We start from the raw sequence: 16,273 nt of genomic DNA, 5'->3' as shown, positions 1-16,273 counted from the left end.
AAAAAATTGATAGCCACTTGATTTGCGTTTCTGTCATCGTCTGTGCTCCATATTTGTGAATAAACAACAACAGTATGATTAAGAACAAACGCCTTTACTAGATGGGGTTTATGGAGCGGTTACTTTTTATTCATCAAAGCCTCCATTTTTTGCATAGTGTTGAGCTGATTGCTTATTTGAACCATTACGATTGCCAGCATCTGGTAATGCAAGTAGTGTTGTCAGTGACTGCCCTAAAGATACATCAGGGATCTGTATGTCTTGAATGCTATTCATTGGATGCACTGTATTAACAGTAACAACAATAATAAGCTCTTTTTGGCTTTGTGACTTATGCATACTTCTAAACAACGCGCCAAACAACGGAATATCCCCAATATAAGGAATTTTCTCTAGCTGTTGAATCTGTTCTCTATTTAATAATCCGCCTATCACAAAACTTTGGCCATCTCTAAGCTGGATTGTTGAAGTAATTGAGTTACCTTTTAATGGTACAAGGTCGATATTTAGGCCTTTCATTGTCTCTTGATCTAATGAGCTAATACCTGCATTCACAAATAAATCAATAATATCTTTATCATTTACCGTGGCACCAATAGACAAGCTAATACCGTATTTTTTATAACTTACCGTTGTACCATACATCCCAGAAGAAGATTGGTAAGGAATCTCCCCACCAGAAAAGAAGTTTCCTGTTTTACCTGATTCAACAGTCATATTAGGCTCAGCGAGTACACTGCCAATATTATTTTGATCTAGAAAGTTTAAGATATTTGTTAAATTTTCTGTCCTGAATATACCATTTTGCAAAATAAAACTGCCATTGGTCCCCATATTTGACCAGCTGACACCAAGGTTATTTAGTACTTTCTTACTCACCGAGGCAATAGTTATTCTTACATTAACTTCTTTTTTCAATGTAATAACCTTTAAATGGTTCACAACGTTATGATATGTTGTGTAGTTCAAAAATGGTAAGACGAAACTTTCACTAAGCGAACTGCCCCCAGAACTACCTGAGCCACCAGTGCCTGAGTCTATACCATTTTGTGTTAACTTGTACTTGATTTCATTTTCTCTCTTTATACTTGATAATGACTGCCCAACAAATGCTGCAATTTCATCTTTCATTTCTACTGTTGGCACATCACCTTCAATAAAAATTGTCTGATTGATTTGGTTTAAGCGAACATTCGCACCTGAATATCGTGCATTAATTTCATCCTGCACATATTTCATATATGATTTAAGCACCTTTACTGTCGCTTGATTAATCGCACGGCCTTGCTTGTCATAAGCAATGTAATTTGTCTTGCCTATTTGCCTGCCATAAACCGCAAAATGATGATTATCAATGATTTGATAATTAGCAATTTTTGGATTAGCAATAAAGATAGATGCAACGGTTTTATCAACCTTAATGGTCTTTGCCTGGTTAGCTTCTAATACAACTGGTTTTTCAGCCGCATATCCCCCTAAAAAAGACGCCACTAAACTTGATAAAATAATACGCTTTGTTAATTTCATCAGTTTTCTTCCCCCTTCCCGCGATACTCTTTCACATTATTAAACCCTATAGCGTTGATAATATTTATTGAATTATTACGAGGCTTTTTCAGATGCGGTGTTACCTGAATATTTGCCAACTTATCAGCCACAATTAACTTGCCTAGTGCCTGACTAGGAACTAATACTGAGACGTTAAATATATTGTCCTCTCTAGATTGAATAGCTGACACAATTACATTCGACATTAATAGCTCTAAACCTAATTTATCCTTTACTGGATTTAGCTTCGCTTTTTTCCCCTCAAAATCATCGGCACTTTTATTCACACTCGTTAAGGCATAAATATCAACATGATCGCCTTGTCCAATGTAATCTGTTAGATTTTTTTGATGTATTTCAAAAGTATAAACTGAATATTCCTCGCCATGTAGAAGTCTTACATATTCTGAATCACCAGGTAACAAGAAGTCTTCCCTTTTTACGACCTCTCCTTGCATTTTTGACACTTTCATGACGGGGTTTTGCTGGTAAGGAATATCAACGCGTGGCTTTGCTATAGTCCCTTGATCACCCTGTCGCTGCATTGTCTTTGGCTTAACCATTTCAGGCACTAAGTACTCACCACGCTTAACATCCATGGTATACACATAAACAATAGTTTCAGCATCTTGCACTTTTTTCTGAACTACTTTCGTATGTTCAACAGGTCTAATAATGCGATACCCCACAAAAAGGATAAAAATCAGCAAAACGACCAAAATTATTTTTCTAAACATTTACTACCTCTATAATCTCTCTAAACGCTTTTGTTTAAAAAATGTTCCAGCTAATTTAGCTACTTAACGATTGCAATATAAATAAAATGAGTCCGCCGATCGAAATAGCGACACCATACGGAATACCTCTTTGGCGTAAAAGCGACCATTGTTTTTTGAGCAAGTAAACCCCGATATAACACAAGGTAAGTATGCCACCGATAAATGAAATCAATACCAACAATAACAATAAGCTTTTAGTAATTAGCGCATATAGCATCAATAGCTTTACGTCACCTGCACCCATCCATCCTAGTAAAAAGAATGGCAGCCCACCTGCAAACACAATCATAGCACTCAACCACCCAGAGTATAGATTTGCTTGCCATATCGAGATAAAGATAAAAAAAGGCAAAACCAACAATAATTCTTTGTTGTATATCGTACGCAGTTTAATATCGTTAATACTGAATCTCACAGCAATAACCATCAAAACTAAGGCAAATATCAAATACATATATCTCTACCAGTCTTATAATAACCTGAAAATATTTTGATTTTTCATGGAGATTAAATTACATTCGCTATATGCTTATTCCACCTACAAAACCTTTTATAAATGGAAAAGCCTTAATCGATATCAATACTCTCCTCAATATTCGCCTTATTAAATAAGTAATTTAATAAGGCAAACTAGACTTAAGGGTTTATATGATTTCCCCAACTAGTCAGGACATTAATAAGAGACTGGAACTGCGTGTATAAGCTATGAACTATACTATCACTACCACCCCAGGCAAACACTACAGCAATAAGTGCCCCCATTGCGATTGCAATCATGCCATACTCAACAGCAGTCACCCCTTGCTGATCATTTTTAAAACGACAAAGTGCAGCTTTAATTTGACAATATGTTTTTAGTAACATTTATATTCTCCTGTTTTTACATTTTATTTTTGATTGATTACAAGATTGAGGAAAACTTTAATAGACTGTTAAGCCCCTCCCATCCTATATAAACCAAAAAATGAAGCGTTTTAAGACTTGTCATCGATATTTATACCTTCTCTTAAAACATGTCATGCATGCTTTAAGAAATGCATACTATTGTTAACAAATTGATTACCCCATATTTTAGTTTCATGCCGCAAAAAGATGACTTATATCTTCTTCCTGCCACGTCGTACATATTACATACATGCTGATCAAAAAGTGTAAATGTTAAGAATTATAATGTTAATTAATGTAACCAGATGTGATCGAACTGTGAGCGAAATAGTTTTTATATATTTACTGCAAAACAATCAAATCCTTATTAAGATTTTTGCTGATATTCCAAGAGAAAAAATAACATAAAAAACTATATTTTCTGGCATTTGATAATTAAAATGAACGATTGTTCTGCTCAAAGCACTGATAAGAGGTGCAACAGCAAGTTATTAGCGATGAATGTTTTTAATAATAGAAGGGCTACACTATGTTGAGAAAAGACTGGGAAAGTAAAAATTCTTTTACATTTCAAGCAGTTTGGTCTGTTAAAAGCTACCTGTTTTTTACTATACTTAAGCGCAATCATCACGGAAAATCATAAAAATAACTGGATTACGAATGAGAACTTTTAAAATAGCAACGCTTTATCAAATAAGCTTTATCGCTTGTTGCATATTAATCTTAGCGATTATTTATTTCGTTGCCTCAGGCTTAAAACCTTGTCCTATGTGCTTGCTGCAACAATTGGGGCTAATTTGTTTAACCGTGATAAGCTTTATTGCAATGATCCATAAGCCAAAAAGTACTGGCGTGCGTGTTTATAGCTTCCTTTTAGGGTTAATTGCCCTGGTAACCGCTTTAATTGCCGCCAAGCAAATATGGATGCAATATCATCCTGAGCAATATATTGGTAGCTGTCAGGCAGGGGTTGACACACTTTTTCATAACTTACCATTTTTAGGCTTTGTCAAATCACTTTTACACAGCGCTCCAGGGTGTGAAACAGTAGACTGGCGATTTTTAGGCCTAAGCATGGCAGGCTATAGCTTTATTTTTTTTATTGTATTTAGCGCAATACATTTCTGGCAGTTTTTATTTTTCCTGCCAGCATCACAGTTTTCTCATTTAAAAAACCAAGAAAGAAAGGATCATAAAGATGGCAGATTATATTAAAAATAAACCCTCTAAGAAAAAGCTAACCATTGCCTTTGCTATTGTTATCGCTGTATTGGTGATTATATTTGGTGGCATATTTGGTTTTGCCCATTTGGTTAACAGCAAAAAGGCAGCGGCCATGGCAGAGTGGAAAATGCAACCTGCCGAAGTCACTTCCACGACTGCCAAAGTCTCAACTTGGCACCCTAAAATTCAAGCAACAGGACAAGCAATTGCCATTCAAAGTGTTAATGTAACTACACAGGTTTCAGGACTTGTTTCATCTATTTCATTTAAAGCAGGAGAAATGGTTAAAAAAGGTCAGGAGTTATTCCGTTTAGATACTACACAGTTACAGGCGGAACTTGACCAGGCAAAAGCTCAAATGCAATTAGCCCAAATCACTTACCAGCGTGATTTAGACCTATATAAGAAAAATGCGATTTCACAGCAGAATCTCGATCAATCCAAAGCAAACTATGATGCAGATAAAGCAAATGTCGCCTCTATCCAGGCTAATATCGATTATCATATTGTCAAAGCACCTTTCACCGGAAAAATAGGTCTTCGTCAAATAAGCCTTGGGCAATATTTTAAACCAGGTGATAATGCAGCAACACTAACTGAGCTCTCCCCTATTTTTATTAATTTCCCGATCTCACAAAATGATGTAGATAAAGTCCATGTCGGCGGTGAAATTGAATTTACCAGTGACGCTTATCCTGGTAAAGTTTTTAAAGCTAAAATCACTGCCGTTAACTCAGAAATCACAGATAATAATCGCGCAATTAACGTTCAAGCTACTTATGAGAATACCGACAAAGAGAATATTATTTACCCAGGCATGTTTTTAGATGTCAGCGTTATCCTGCCAGCACTTGATAATATAATTATCCTGCCAAGAAATGCAATAAGCTACACGCTTTATGGTGAAACAGTTATTGTTCTTAAACCTGTCATGAAAAATGGCAAGCAGGCAATTGCACAATACAGTGCTTTTAAAGATGGTAAAGCAGTCATGGTTTCAACAGGAAAGCCTGAGTATATTGCACAGCAGGTGCCTGTCAAAACCAGCATCACCAATGATAACAAAGTTATTGTTGATGGCATTAAGGCTAATGATATTATTGCAACTTCTGGTCAAAACAAACTGCAAAATGGCTCATCGGTTGTCATTAACAATGAATTTAATTTTAAAAAATAACATAGGAAAAGCCCATGCATTTTATTGATATCTTTATTAAAAGGCCTGTTCTTTCCACCGTTATCAGTTTACTGATTTTGGTTGCAGGGATCGGTACGGCTTTCACCCTTCAAGTGCGTCAATACCCCTATATGAACAACGCCACGATTACCGTTACCACTTCTTATCCAGGGGCAAGTCCATCTGTCATTCAAGGATTCGTTACAACACCGCTTGAGCAGTCAATTGGTAGCGCTGACGGGATTGACTATATGACCTCTCAAAGTGCACTTGGAACCAGTACAATAACCATTAATGTCAAACTTGGTGATAACCCGGATACTGTCTTAAGCCAGGTTGTTCAAAAGGTCAATGCTGTTTTAAATAAGCTGCCAAAATCTGCTGAGTCCCCTGCGATTCAAATGCAATCAGGGAACTCGTTTCCTTCTATCATCTTCAGCTTCACCAGTGATACCTTAAACGAACAGCAAATCACCGCTTATATCAAAAATCAGCTAACACCAAAGCTTCAGTCCTTAGGTGGCATTTCTAATGTGATGATTTGGGGTGAAAAAGATTATGCCATGCGCATTTGGTTAAATTATGACAAAATGGCGCGTTTAGGTGTCACACCTGATGATGTTGCCAATGCACTACAATCAAACAGCTTAATTGCTGCAGGTGGCCAAATTAAAGGACCTTATTTAAATATTACCTTAAATCCAACCACTAACTTAGAATCCGCGCAACAATATGAGCAGTTAGTGGTGAAAAATGAGAATGGTCATCTGATTCATTTAAAAGATGTCGCCAAGGTGCAACTGGGTGCACAAAACTATAATGCTAATGTAAGTTACAATGGCAAAAAAGGTGTTTTTGCAGGTGTTGTTGCCGCTTCAGATGCCAATGTATTAACCGTTGTTGGGAATATACTAAAAGACTTGCCAGCCATTAAAGCAAGCCTGCCAACCGGGCTTAAGATGAATACGGTTTATAATAACACCACTTATATCAATGCCTCAATCGATGATGTGGTGAAAACATTGATTGAAGCGGTCATTATCGTGATGTTTGTATTGTTTTTATTCATTGGTTCTATCCGCTCAGTTGTGATCCCTATCGTTGCCATCCCATTATCACTTATTGGTGCATTCTTTTTTATGTTCTTAATGGGTTTTTCTATCAACCTGTTAACCTTGTTATCAATGGTTTTAGCCATTGGACTTGTGGTTGATGATGCCATTGTTGTACTTGAAAATATTTATCGACACATCGAAGAAGGCGCAACCCCTTTTAAAGCTGCTATTCAAGGCGCCAGAGAAATTGCTAACCCGGTTGTTTTAATGACCTTAACACTTGTTGCTGTTTATATTCCAATCGGCATGATGGGTGGTTTAACTGGTACGTTGTTTACTGAGTTTGCTTATTCATTAGCAGGTGCAGTTGTTATCTCCGGGATTGTTGCCTATACTTTCTCACCAATGCTTTGCTCAAAAGTACTCTCCCCATCAATCACACAAGCTAAAATTGTACAATTTGTTGATAAGACTTTCGAAAAGCTAAAAAATGCTTACAGTCATGCGTTAAAACAAGTGATCAACGTACGTATTGTCATTATCCTGTTTGCCGCAATTGTATTAACCAGCTGCTATTTCTTATTTGTTGGTACCAAATCTGAATTGGCACCAACAGAAGACCAGGCCTTTATCGGTATCCAAGGAACTGCGCCATCTCCCGCAAATATTAACTACCTGGATGCTTTTACACCCGCAATCTACAAAGTCTTTGATTCAATGCCAGGTGTACAGGCAAGCTTTGTGGTTAATGGTTATCCTCAATCAAATAATATTTTTGGCGGCTTGGTTTTAAAGCCATGGGATGAGCGTAGCCAAACCCAAATGGAAATTAAACCATTACTGCAAAACAAACTAGATGATGTAGCCGGGGCGCAAATTTACACCTTTGAAATGCCTTCCTTACCGGGTATTTCATTTGGCCCGCCAGTGCAATATGTTGTGCAATCAGTTCAAGGTTATCCGGCAATCAATGATATTGCGAACGAAATTATTAATAAAATGATGACAAGTGGCCTGTTTGTCTTTGCCCAAAGTGATTTGAAATTTGATAACCCGCAAATGCTGATTAAAATCGATCGCGCTAAGGCATCATCTTTAGGTATAACCATGAGTCAGATTGCGCAAACGCTGGGCTATGCCTACTCTGGCGGCTATGTTAACTACTTTAGTATGTTGGGCTACAGCTACCAGGTCATTCCTGAATTGCTTGACAGCATGAAGTTAACCAAGGAGCAGTTAGGCCAGATTCAAATTGCCACACCAACAGGTGCGATGGTGCCACTGTCTTCCATTGTCAGCTTTGAAACACAAAGTGTACCATTGAGTCTAAATAGATTCCAGCAATTAAACTCAGCGACTATCTCTGCTGTTCCAACACCAGGTGTTAGCACAGGTCAAGCAGTTGATTATTTGCAAAGTCTATCACAATCGATGGTACCTAAAGGCTTTACTCACGAATACTCAGGTGCGGCAAGACAGTACTTGCAAAACACAAGTCAGATGGGTGTTGCCTTTGTTTTCGCAATTTTAGTGATTTTCTTGATGCTCGCAGCGCAGTTTGAAAGCTTTAGAGATCCACTGATTATCTTAATCAGTGTACCTATGTCTATTTGTGGTGCTTTGATTCCGCTTTATATAGGACAGCTGTTTAATTTTGGTTATGCCTCGATCAATATCTATACCCAGGTAGGTCTTATTACCCTCATTGGTTTGATCAGTAAACATGGGATATTGCTGGTTGAGTTTGCCAATAAGCTGCAAGAAGAGGGCTATAATAAAATAGATGCTATTTTAAAATCAGCTGCCTTACGACTTCGCCCGATTTTAATGACAACTGCTGCGATGGTATTTGGTGTGCTGCCACTTGTATATGCAACCGGTGCAGGTGCAGTAAGTCGCCAATCTTTAGGTATTGTTATTGCATCAGGCATGTTAATTGGGACAATGTTTACCTTATTTGTGGTACCTGTTGTTTACTCATATCTAGCTAAAGATCGCTCACTACTGGTTGCACGCTGGAAAAAACAAGATCAAATGATATCGGAAATCAATCAGTCTCATTCATTAGAATAACATCATTAAACAATGTCTTTAAAATGGCTTTGCAATACCTGATAAATTTAAAATTTGCGCAATAATAACAAGGGCGCCTAATATCAACGGATAGAAATTATGCGCTTTTTTCCTGTTTTCAATATCCAGGTAAACTGGTGTAAAAACAAAAATCACTACCGCAAAGATAGCCGCATACTGTAAGGCAAGAATAAAACCTTTTGGATAAAATACCGTAAAAATAAACGGCGGTAAAAACGTTAAAAAGAAACCAATTGCCTTATTGATTTGAAGCCCCATACGGTTAAATGTATCGCGAATATAATGATAAAGCGACAAACCAACACAGATAAATGAAGTAATAATAGAGATATTAATAAAAATGGACAAAAAGGTATTAATCCACTTGCTCTGTGTACTTGTTTTAATTGCTTGCATAAAAACATCTAACGTATTGCCCCTGGCAAAAATCTGCTGATAGCTGTCATGACCTGTTTGTGGCAAGATAGATAAGCATACAAAAAGCCAGATGATATAAATACCCAACACCATTAGGCTACCTGTTAATATGCTGCGTTTAATTGCTTTAACATCCCCTTTTTGGTATTCATACAAAACAGGAATAATATTCTGAAAACCAAAAGAAGGCAAAAGCGTTGGCCAGGCAAAGATAATTGCATAAAATGATAAGGGCCCTGCAAGCATGTTGCCAAGCTTTAAACATACAATCATACTCAAGACACAAAGCACATAAAAGATTAGTTTAATCGAAACAAAGGAGCGATTAACATAATCACTTAACCTTGTGCTTAGGATAACCAGACCAAAAATCAAGATAAAAACAATCACATCAATTGCAACTGAAGCGTGTTGTGTCTGTGTTACCAGTTGAATCAGTGTTGCACCTTGCGTTGTATATGCTGACATAAGCGCATAAAGCAGCAAAAGATAAACAACTGTAAATAGCATCTGCATGCTAAGTGGCATGGTATTTTTAATCAGCGTAGTATAGTTCACACCTAAAGGCTGGTTTTCACAGACACGAATTAATTTCAAGGCCGTGCTATACATGACTGACCATGAAAGGATAACCAAAATAATCGATACACCTAATCCACATGCAGCTGTAATCAAAGGTAAAGATAACATCCCTGCACCAATTGTTGTACCAACCACTAAAAAGGCACCACCAAATGATCTTTGCATTTTTTCTCTCTTAAAATAATCAAATGATGTAACGATACATGAGTACAGAAAATTTGCCAAGTAATAATTACGTCTTAATATGAATTTACCATTAAAATTTTATCGCCCTCTTAGCAGATTTTGTTTATGATACATCCAGAAAAATTGATAGGAAAAAATAATGTTAAAAAAAATAACCGTGATATTCTCACTATTGTTAATTGGGCTTGCAGGCTTTCAGTTTGCAGATGCAAAGCGTTTTGGTGGTGGATTTAGTCGTGGCTACCAGCGTTCAGTTCCCGCAAAAACACATACAAATAGCACAGCAAACACAACGCCGAAACAAAATAGATTTGGTATGTTTGGCAAGATTTTAGCTGCACTTGGTATTGGCGCATTACTGGCTTGGCTATTTAGCTCTCAAGGCATGATGGGACTTGTTATTGTCCTTTTATTGATTATGGTGTTATTCTGGTTCTTGCGCCGACAAAAAGCGCAACTGCAGGCGCCTCATAATCAACATGCACCACAAAACCATAATGCTTTTTCTCAAACCACACAAAACTTTACTGCAAAAGAAGACAATCAGGCTGGCGCGCAAAACCTTGATACGCCTGCCATCCAGGATGGAAAACTCTTAGATGGCACACCTGAGGCTGTTTTTAATCACCAGGCCATTAATTTATTTAATCAGTTACAAACATTAAATAATCAAGAAGGCTTAAGTAAAGTCAAAAGCTATTTAACCGAAGACTTGTATCAAAGTATTTGCCAGGATATTCAAGACAATACTGATATTGCTGAATTTAAAGAGTTAAAATGTGATGTTCTTGCCTGTGATAAACATCATACACAATGGGTTCTCAGCGCTCAATTCACAGGTCAAGTTAAAGAAAGCGCGCAAAATTCATGGGAAGACTTTAAAGAGATATGGCATTTTACGCGCCAAGATGGTGAGCATTTGTGGCAAGTCGCTGGCATACAACAGTTATGAGCTTTCCCTTTTTGAAGAAAATTGTCTATTATATCTTTACCTCTGACATAAAGATGCCTACATATGGCTTATAACTTAACATACAAACACGTTCAAATTTTTTTGCAAGTGGTTGAGCTGAAAAGTATTACAGCCGCAGCCAACCGCCTTTATCTCACACAACCTGCCGTTACAAAGCAGCTTAAAAGCCTTGAAGCTGAAGTTGGCAAAAAGCTTTTCTACTTTGATGGGAAAAACACAAAACTTACCGTTGATGGAGAAAACTTCCTCCCTTATGCCAAGAAGATTCAAGGCGCATTTAGTCATCTTTTTACTTATCTTTCAAATGAGAACAAAGACTACCAGCTTAATCTTATCGTGTCACCAATTTTTGATGAGTGGGTTATTCAAATCTTAAAAAGTGTTAAACAACGCTATCCCAAGCTTAATTACAATATTAACTTCACAACCCTTGAGTATACTGACTTTTATGAAAGGTTTAATGGCGATTTAATTATTGCTTCAACACCGGTTAAGGAAAAAAAATACTATTGTGAAGAAGTTGGAAAAATCCGTTGTATTCTTGTTGCATCAAGTGAAAACAAATCTTTAATTGACAACCCAACACTTGAGAACATCTTAAGTCAAACATTCATCACGCCGAAAGTCGGTTCTATCTTACATGAATTTACACTCAAAAAAATCAGCAAAACCACCCCTTTATCTATCTTTTCAAACGCCCAGGTTGCTAAAAAGGCAGTAATTGCAAATTTGGGTATTGGCTGGCTACCAGAGTTTATGGTTGAAAAAGAACTCAAAAGTGGCCAGCTTGTATCAACACGTGAGTTATTCCTAAAACATGAAAATCGCTCAAATGAGCCCAAGAGCATTATTATTGAGGGCTTATCAACTTATCTGGCCTATAGTTATGACAAGCCGATTAATAAGGTTATGCGAGAATTTATGCAGGCATTGATGTCTATCTCAAGCTTACATAACAAAGAATTACTCTAAGCAGAGAGTAATATTTTAAGCATTCTTCTTAAAGGCTCTGCAGCTCCCCACAATAACTGATCACCCACAGTAAAAAGATGAATATGATTTGGTGCAGTAAGACTTTTTTTAAGCCTTCCTACCGCGATATCCAAAGTACCGGCTACTGATAATGGTGTTAACTGTTGATATGTTTGCATATCATCATTTTCAACAAAACGTACCCAAGGGTTTGCTTGAGATAATATCGATTTGATGTCAGCAAGTGACACATCTTTATTTAACTGAATTGTTAAAGCTTGACTGTGTGCCCGAAGTGTTGGCACACGAACACAGATGCCATCAATAGCAATCGCCTTTGTTGTTGTATCATTTAAAATTTTACTCATTTCTGCTTGCGCTTTCCATTCTTCTTTGGTTTGTCCATCTGCCACTGCTTTATCAATCCATGGCAAGACATTGAAAGCGAGTGCTTGTGGTAGATTATAACAAGGAAAGTTTTTATCCTGGATGCTTTGCCTTGCCTTTTGCTCCTGCTTTAATATATCCAGGTAACCCTTACTATGTGTTTGCATGTAATCCAGTTGTGCCATTAATTCTGCCATTGCTTTTGCACCAGCACCAGATACCGCCTGATAACTCATTACATTAATCCAGTCTACAACTCCTGCATCCAGCAGACCATGAATAGCCAACATTAACAAGCTTACGGTACAATTACCACCAACAAATCGCTTAACGCCACGATCTATCGCCTGATCTATAGTCGGCCTATTAATTGGGTCTAATACAATAATGCTATCAGGATCCATTCGCAAAAAAGAGGCCGCATCAATCCAGTAACCTGGCCAATTCATTTGTTCAAGTTCGATTAATACGCTTTGTGTGTAGTCACTGCCTTGACAAGTGATAATGACATCCATCTCAAAAAGCCTTTCCAACTCATATGCATCCTGTAAAGACTTATATTTTTTAGCGCTTTTAGGCGCTTGACTGCCTACTTGAGAAGTACTAAAGAATACAGGCTGTATATCGTCAAAGTCATTATTATCATGCATGCGCTGCATTAAAACGGAACCAACCATACCTCGCCAGCCTATAAAACCAACCTTTTTCACCTTAAAAACCCTGCTCGAGGAAACTTAGTTTATTCAATCACTATATACTACTGTTAAATCACTTTGCAACTAGGCTTACGCAAAATAATCTACAATTGATATGTTCACTATTACAGTTCAAATGACCAGATAAATTAATCTATTTTTACCAACTGTAAGCTTTGATCATTCATCGGTAATAATAAGCAATCACCTGTTGTGTCCCCTAAAGCCCATGCTAAAAAAGATAGTGCACCAGGTAAGACCTGCTTATTCGTTTTTTGTGCCACACTTTGCACTTTAATTGGTTTTGCGTATGTACTTGGTTCCTTGCCAAGTAAGAGCGTCAAGGCAAATGGACATGCATGAGGGTATGTCATATAGGTCTGATAAAACGCAGGTAAAACCTCATCAAACATCGTGAGCAAAACCTGTTTTTGTGGATTTAATTGCAAATAAGCCAATGCATCTAATATCGCCATTTGGAATGTCTGTTCGCCTGCAGCAATTGAGCTGATATTACTATCTAATTTTTTAATAATCGAAAATAAGCCTGAGGCAGTGTTATGTACTGCTTGTGAAAAATGCATTGGCGAGAGCGTTTCTTTATTGGCAATTTGTGCTAATAAAGCAATTAATCGCTCGACTTCTCCATGCTGTGAAGCAAAAATCGTATATTCAGGCTGCTGTTGTAATGTGATTCCCAACGCGGTTTCTAAAGCTAATTTAGTGGCTAGTGAAGCGCGTCTTTTAAATATCGCGGGCACACAAGCCAGATTAAGCTTGCCTTCTGTTGGTATTACCGGATGCTTTGCCCAGTTTTTCCATTCATCTAAATGGTGCAAACCAGGTGCAACTGCACAAATATCGTGAACATAAAGCGCTAAAGGCGCTGCTGATAAAGACATTTATAAATAACGCTCCACGGCACTAAAGCCAATAAATACGACAATCATTGACAGACAAACACTTAACAAAATATATAACAATGCTTTACCCGCCTGGCCATTTTGAAACAACACCAGCGCATCCAGACTAAAACTTGAAAATGTGGTAAAACCACCCAAGAAGCCTGTGATAAAAAGCCCTCTGGCATAGGGTGTTAGAAAATGCTCTATAATATGTGCTTTTTGAATAAATGCAGCAAGCATCCCAATAACTGCACAACCTAAAATATTCACAATCAATATCCCATACGGAAACGCTTTCCCGGTATAAATTGACAACCATTCTGACAGACCAAACCGACAAATAGAGCCAATGCCACCACCTATGCCAATCAATAATATTGTTAACATCCCACTATCCTCTGTTACTTATTTTGTTGTTCATTTTTCATAGCAGGTGTCATCAATCTTTGGTTACGATGGTTTGAAAGCAGCACAGCAACACTGATGGTAAATTCGCACACGATCTTAGGAAGAACACCATTTCCGTAGGATAAAGTATATCAAACCTATGAGATTTATCTATTGACGAAACCCATATTTTCAACTTTTTTTAATAAAGGAGCATATTTTAATTAGTGATATTGCGCGATTTATGATATAACATCGCCCTGTAAAAAACTTTTGATTAACGGAGAACAACAATGCTGACGGAAAAAGAACTATTAGAAATGTCTGATAATGACTACATGAACGATCAGCAATTGGCTTTTTTCAAAGCACTACTTTTACAACAAAAAGAAGAGCTAAACAAAGCCATTGAAGATGCAAAGAAAAGTCTATCTGAATCAGAAAGAAATACTGACTTAAACGATGTTGCTTCATCACAAGAAATGCAACAGCTTTATTTGCGTACCGTTGATCGCCAAAGTAAACTCTTGCGAAAGGTAAATGAGTCGTTGCATCAGATTGATAGTGGCGAATATGGCTACTGTGAAATTACAGGCGAACCAATTGGTATTAAGCGCTTACTAGCACGCCCAACAGCCACTTTATCAGTACAGGCAAAAGAGATCCAAGAGCACCAGGAAAAAACACAAGGTACGATTAAAACAGAATAGTTTATATACCTGTGGTAAATCATTCTGCGGTGTTCGATGACAGAAATACTGTAAAATAGTTTGTGATGGGTATATATCCGTATAAAACGCTTAATGGCTATTTTTTACTAAGCGATACAACAATACTCTTAAAAAGGCCACTATAACAAAACTTACCCACAGAGCAAAAAGCATAAAGTGATAGCTGGAATACGGAAGGTATGCACGGGTAAATTCCCACATAGCCATAAAGAAAGCAACTGAAAAAGTTATCATTGCCGCGGCTGCACCATGCCCTTTTGTGATTTTTGTCATTGCTGCACCTGTTGTCATCGGCACGAGAAAACCTGTGACCAGGCATATATAATAGATCGCTAATACAATATTGATGATGTTAATACTGACCAAAGTCAAATATAAAACCCCAAGGAAAAGTAACAGTAGCGCGCCAAAGTTATAACGCTTTTTATCGGTATGTTCAGCAAGCTGTCGATAAAGCAATATCCCAAAAATATAAAACACAGACGCACCCAGAAAAAGTATACCAAACAGCAAAGGACTTAAAGCAAATTGATTTAATAATATGGATCTGAATGAATTCATTAACACGCTAAGATAAAAAGAAAATAATATCGCAACAATCACGACGTTAAAAACATAGGTTTTTTGATATAAAGCGTGTTTAAACCCTGATGTAATGGCATGTTTTGGGATTAATTTTTGCAACGATTTATCCACTTTTAGTAATGGTCTTGAATAGGCAAATAATAGAATCTCTATTAATGCCATTGCAATATAACCTGCCCGCCAGGAAATTGGCAATAATAACAAGGCTAGATAAGCACTCATCACCGGTGCGATAATAATACAGCAAGACAACACAGCATAAGCACGTCGCATTCGCGTCACATCCTGTGCGTGCCTTGATATCAAGGCTCGAGATATAGACGAATAACAACCAGTTCCCAAGCCTAATAGAAAAAAACCAATAAATACCCAAAGTACATTTTGTGATGCGGCTATGACAAATAAGCCAGCAATGGATAATAATTGCGAAACAGCTAATATGTTATGTGCACTAAAGATATCTGATAAGGTAGCAAATAGTACAGCTGAAATACTAAAAGTTAAAAAGGACAGACTCATCCCAATTTGCGCATCTGAGTGCGTTAGCTGTAAGGCATTTGCAACATAAGGCGTTAAACTCATCGATATCGTTAATGTCATATAGGCAACATAAGTCAAAAGATAAGCAAGTATATTGAATTTAATCGCTTGCTTGTGACTCGGTCTTTCCATTTGGGGAGTATTGAAATAA

General features: G+C 37.3%; 15 protein-coding genes. 6 read left to right on the top strand and 9 right to left on the bottom strand.

Annotated elements, in window-relative coordinates; all coding sequences use genetic code 11:
• Positions 1-126: 126 nt before the first annotated feature.
• The 4 genes from DNK84_RS11080 to DNK84_RS11065 all read right to left on the bottom strand — a co-directional run bounded on the left by DNK84_RS11080 (position 127) and on the right by DNK84_RS11065 (position 3,191).
• Positions 127-1,527 carry a type II and III secretion system protein family protein gene (locus DNK84_RS11080; protein WP_119344570.1) on the bottom strand — a complete coding sequence of 467 codons (1,401 nt, stop codon included), beginning with the start codon at positions 1,525-1,527 and terminating at the stop codon, positions 127-129.
• Positions 1,527-2,285 carry a hypothetical protein gene (locus tag DNK84_RS11075; protein ID WP_119344569.1) on the bottom strand — a complete coding sequence of 253 codons (759 nt, stop codon included), beginning with the start codon at positions 2,283-2,285 and terminating at the stop codon, positions 1,527-1,529. The genes DNK84_RS11080 and DNK84_RS11075 overlap by 1 nt, the downstream gene beginning before the upstream one ends.
• Before the next feature lie 55 nt (positions 2,286-2,340).
• The gene (locus tag DNK84_RS11070; protein ID WP_119344568.1) at positions 2,341-2,781 is read right to left on the bottom strand and encodes an A24 family peptidase; all 441 of its coding nucleotides are present in this window, start codon (positions 2,779-2,781) and stop codon (positions 2,341-2,343) included.
• A gap of 182 nt (positions 2,782-2,963) precedes the next feature.
• Positions 2,964-3,191 (bottom strand): Flp family type IVb pilin, encoded by a 228-nt coding sequence (locus DNK84_RS11065; protein WP_119344567.1) that lies wholly within the window; start codon positions 3,189-3,191, stop codon positions 2,964-2,966.
• 681 nt (positions 3,192-3,872) lie between these two features.
• Here DNK84_RS11065 and DNK84_RS11060 point away from each other — a divergent pair.
• Genes DNK84_RS11060 through DNK84_RS11050 form a run of 3 tightly spaced genes read left to right on the top strand, consistent with a single transcriptional unit; the run spans position 3,873 to position 8,741 of the window.
• On the top strand, positions 3,873-4,427 hold the full coding sequence (locus DNK84_RS11060) for a disulfide bond formation protein B (RefSeq protein WP_119344566.1): 555 nt from the start codon (positions 3,873-3,875) through the stop codon (positions 4,425-4,427).
• On the top strand, positions 4,411-5,613 hold the full coding sequence (locus DNK84_RS11055) for an efflux RND transporter periplasmic adaptor subunit (protein ID WP_119344565.1): 1,203 nt from the start codon (positions 4,411-4,413) through the stop codon (positions 5,611-5,613). Before DNK84_RS11060 ends, DNK84_RS11055 begins: the two co-directional genes overlap by 17 nt.
• A 14-nt stretch (positions 5,614-5,627) precedes the next feature.
• The gene (locus tag DNK84_RS11050) at positions 5,628-8,741 is read left to right on the top strand and encodes an efflux RND transporter permease subunit (RefSeq protein ID WP_119344564.1); all 3,114 of its coding nucleotides are present in this window, start codon (positions 5,628-5,630) and stop codon (positions 8,739-8,741) included.
• 18 nt (positions 8,742-8,759) lie between these two features.
• On the opposite strand, the gene DNK84_RS11045 is transcribed toward DNK84_RS11050, so the two are convergent.
• Positions 8,760-9,926 carry an amino acid permease gene (locus DNK84_RS11045; RefSeq protein ID WP_119344563.1) on the bottom strand — a complete coding sequence of 389 codons (1,167 nt, stop codon included), beginning with the start codon at positions 9,924-9,926 and terminating at the stop codon, positions 8,760-8,762.
• A 160-nt stretch (positions 9,927-10,086) separates the two neighbouring features.
• On the opposite strand from DNK84_RS11045, the gene DNK84_RS11040 reads away from it, so the two are divergent.
• Complete coding sequence (locus tag DNK84_RS11040) at positions 10,087-10,899, top strand: hypothetical protein (protein WP_119344562.1); 813 nt, start codon at positions 10,087-10,089, stop codon at positions 10,897-10,899.
• A gap of 63 nt (positions 10,900-10,962) precedes the next feature.
• On the top strand, positions 10,963-11,892 hold the full coding sequence (locus tag DNK84_RS11035) for a LysR family transcriptional regulator (protein WP_119344561.1): 930 nt from the start codon (positions 10,963-10,965) through the stop codon (positions 11,890-11,892).
• On the opposite strand, the gene asd is transcribed toward DNK84_RS11035, so the two are convergent.
• The 3 genes from asd to crcB all read right to left on the bottom strand — a co-directional run bounded on the left by asd (position 11,889) and on the right by crcB (position 14,266).
• Entirely contained in the window at positions 11,889-12,989 is a 1,101-nt protein-coding gene (asd, locus tag DNK84_RS11030) for an aspartate-semialdehyde dehydrogenase (protein ID WP_119344560.1), read from the bottom strand. The two genes, DNK84_RS11035 and asd, sit on opposite strands and share 4 nt — an antisense overlap.
• A 134-nt stretch (positions 12,990-13,123) precedes the next feature.
• On the bottom strand, positions 13,124-13,876 hold the full coding sequence (locus DNK84_RS11025) for a beta-ketoacyl synthase chain length factor (protein ID WP_119344559.1): 753 nt from the start codon (positions 13,874-13,876) through the stop codon (positions 13,124-13,126).
• A complete protein-coding gene (crcB, locus tag DNK84_RS11020) occupies positions 13,877-14,266 on the bottom strand; it encodes a fluoride efflux transporter CrcB (protein WP_119344558.1) in 390 nt (129 codons plus the stop codon).
• Positions 14,267-14,559: 293 nt separating this feature from the next.
• Here crcB and dksA point away from each other — a divergent pair, with 293 nt between their 5' ends.
• Positions 14,560-14,976, top strand: a complete 417-nt coding sequence (gene dksA / locus DNK84_RS11015) for an RNA polymerase-binding protein DksA (protein WP_119344557.1) — start codon at positions 14,560-14,562, stop codon at positions 14,974-14,976.
• Between the two features lie 90 nt (positions 14,977-15,066).
• Here the strand turns inward: dksA and DNK84_RS11010 are convergent.
• A partial coding sequence (locus tag DNK84_RS11010; RefSeq protein WP_328587422.1) for an MFS transporter occupies positions 15,067-16,273 on the bottom strand: 1,207 nt, incomplete at its 5' end.

Source organism: Facilibium subflavum (genome assembly GCF_003574485.1).
Classification (GTDB): Bacteria; Pseudomonadota; Gammaproteobacteria; order Francisellales; family Francisellaceae; genus Facilibium; species Facilibium subflavum.
Note: the sequence above shows the minus strand (reverse complement) of the source record. Positions and strands in the feature narration are given on the sequence as shown.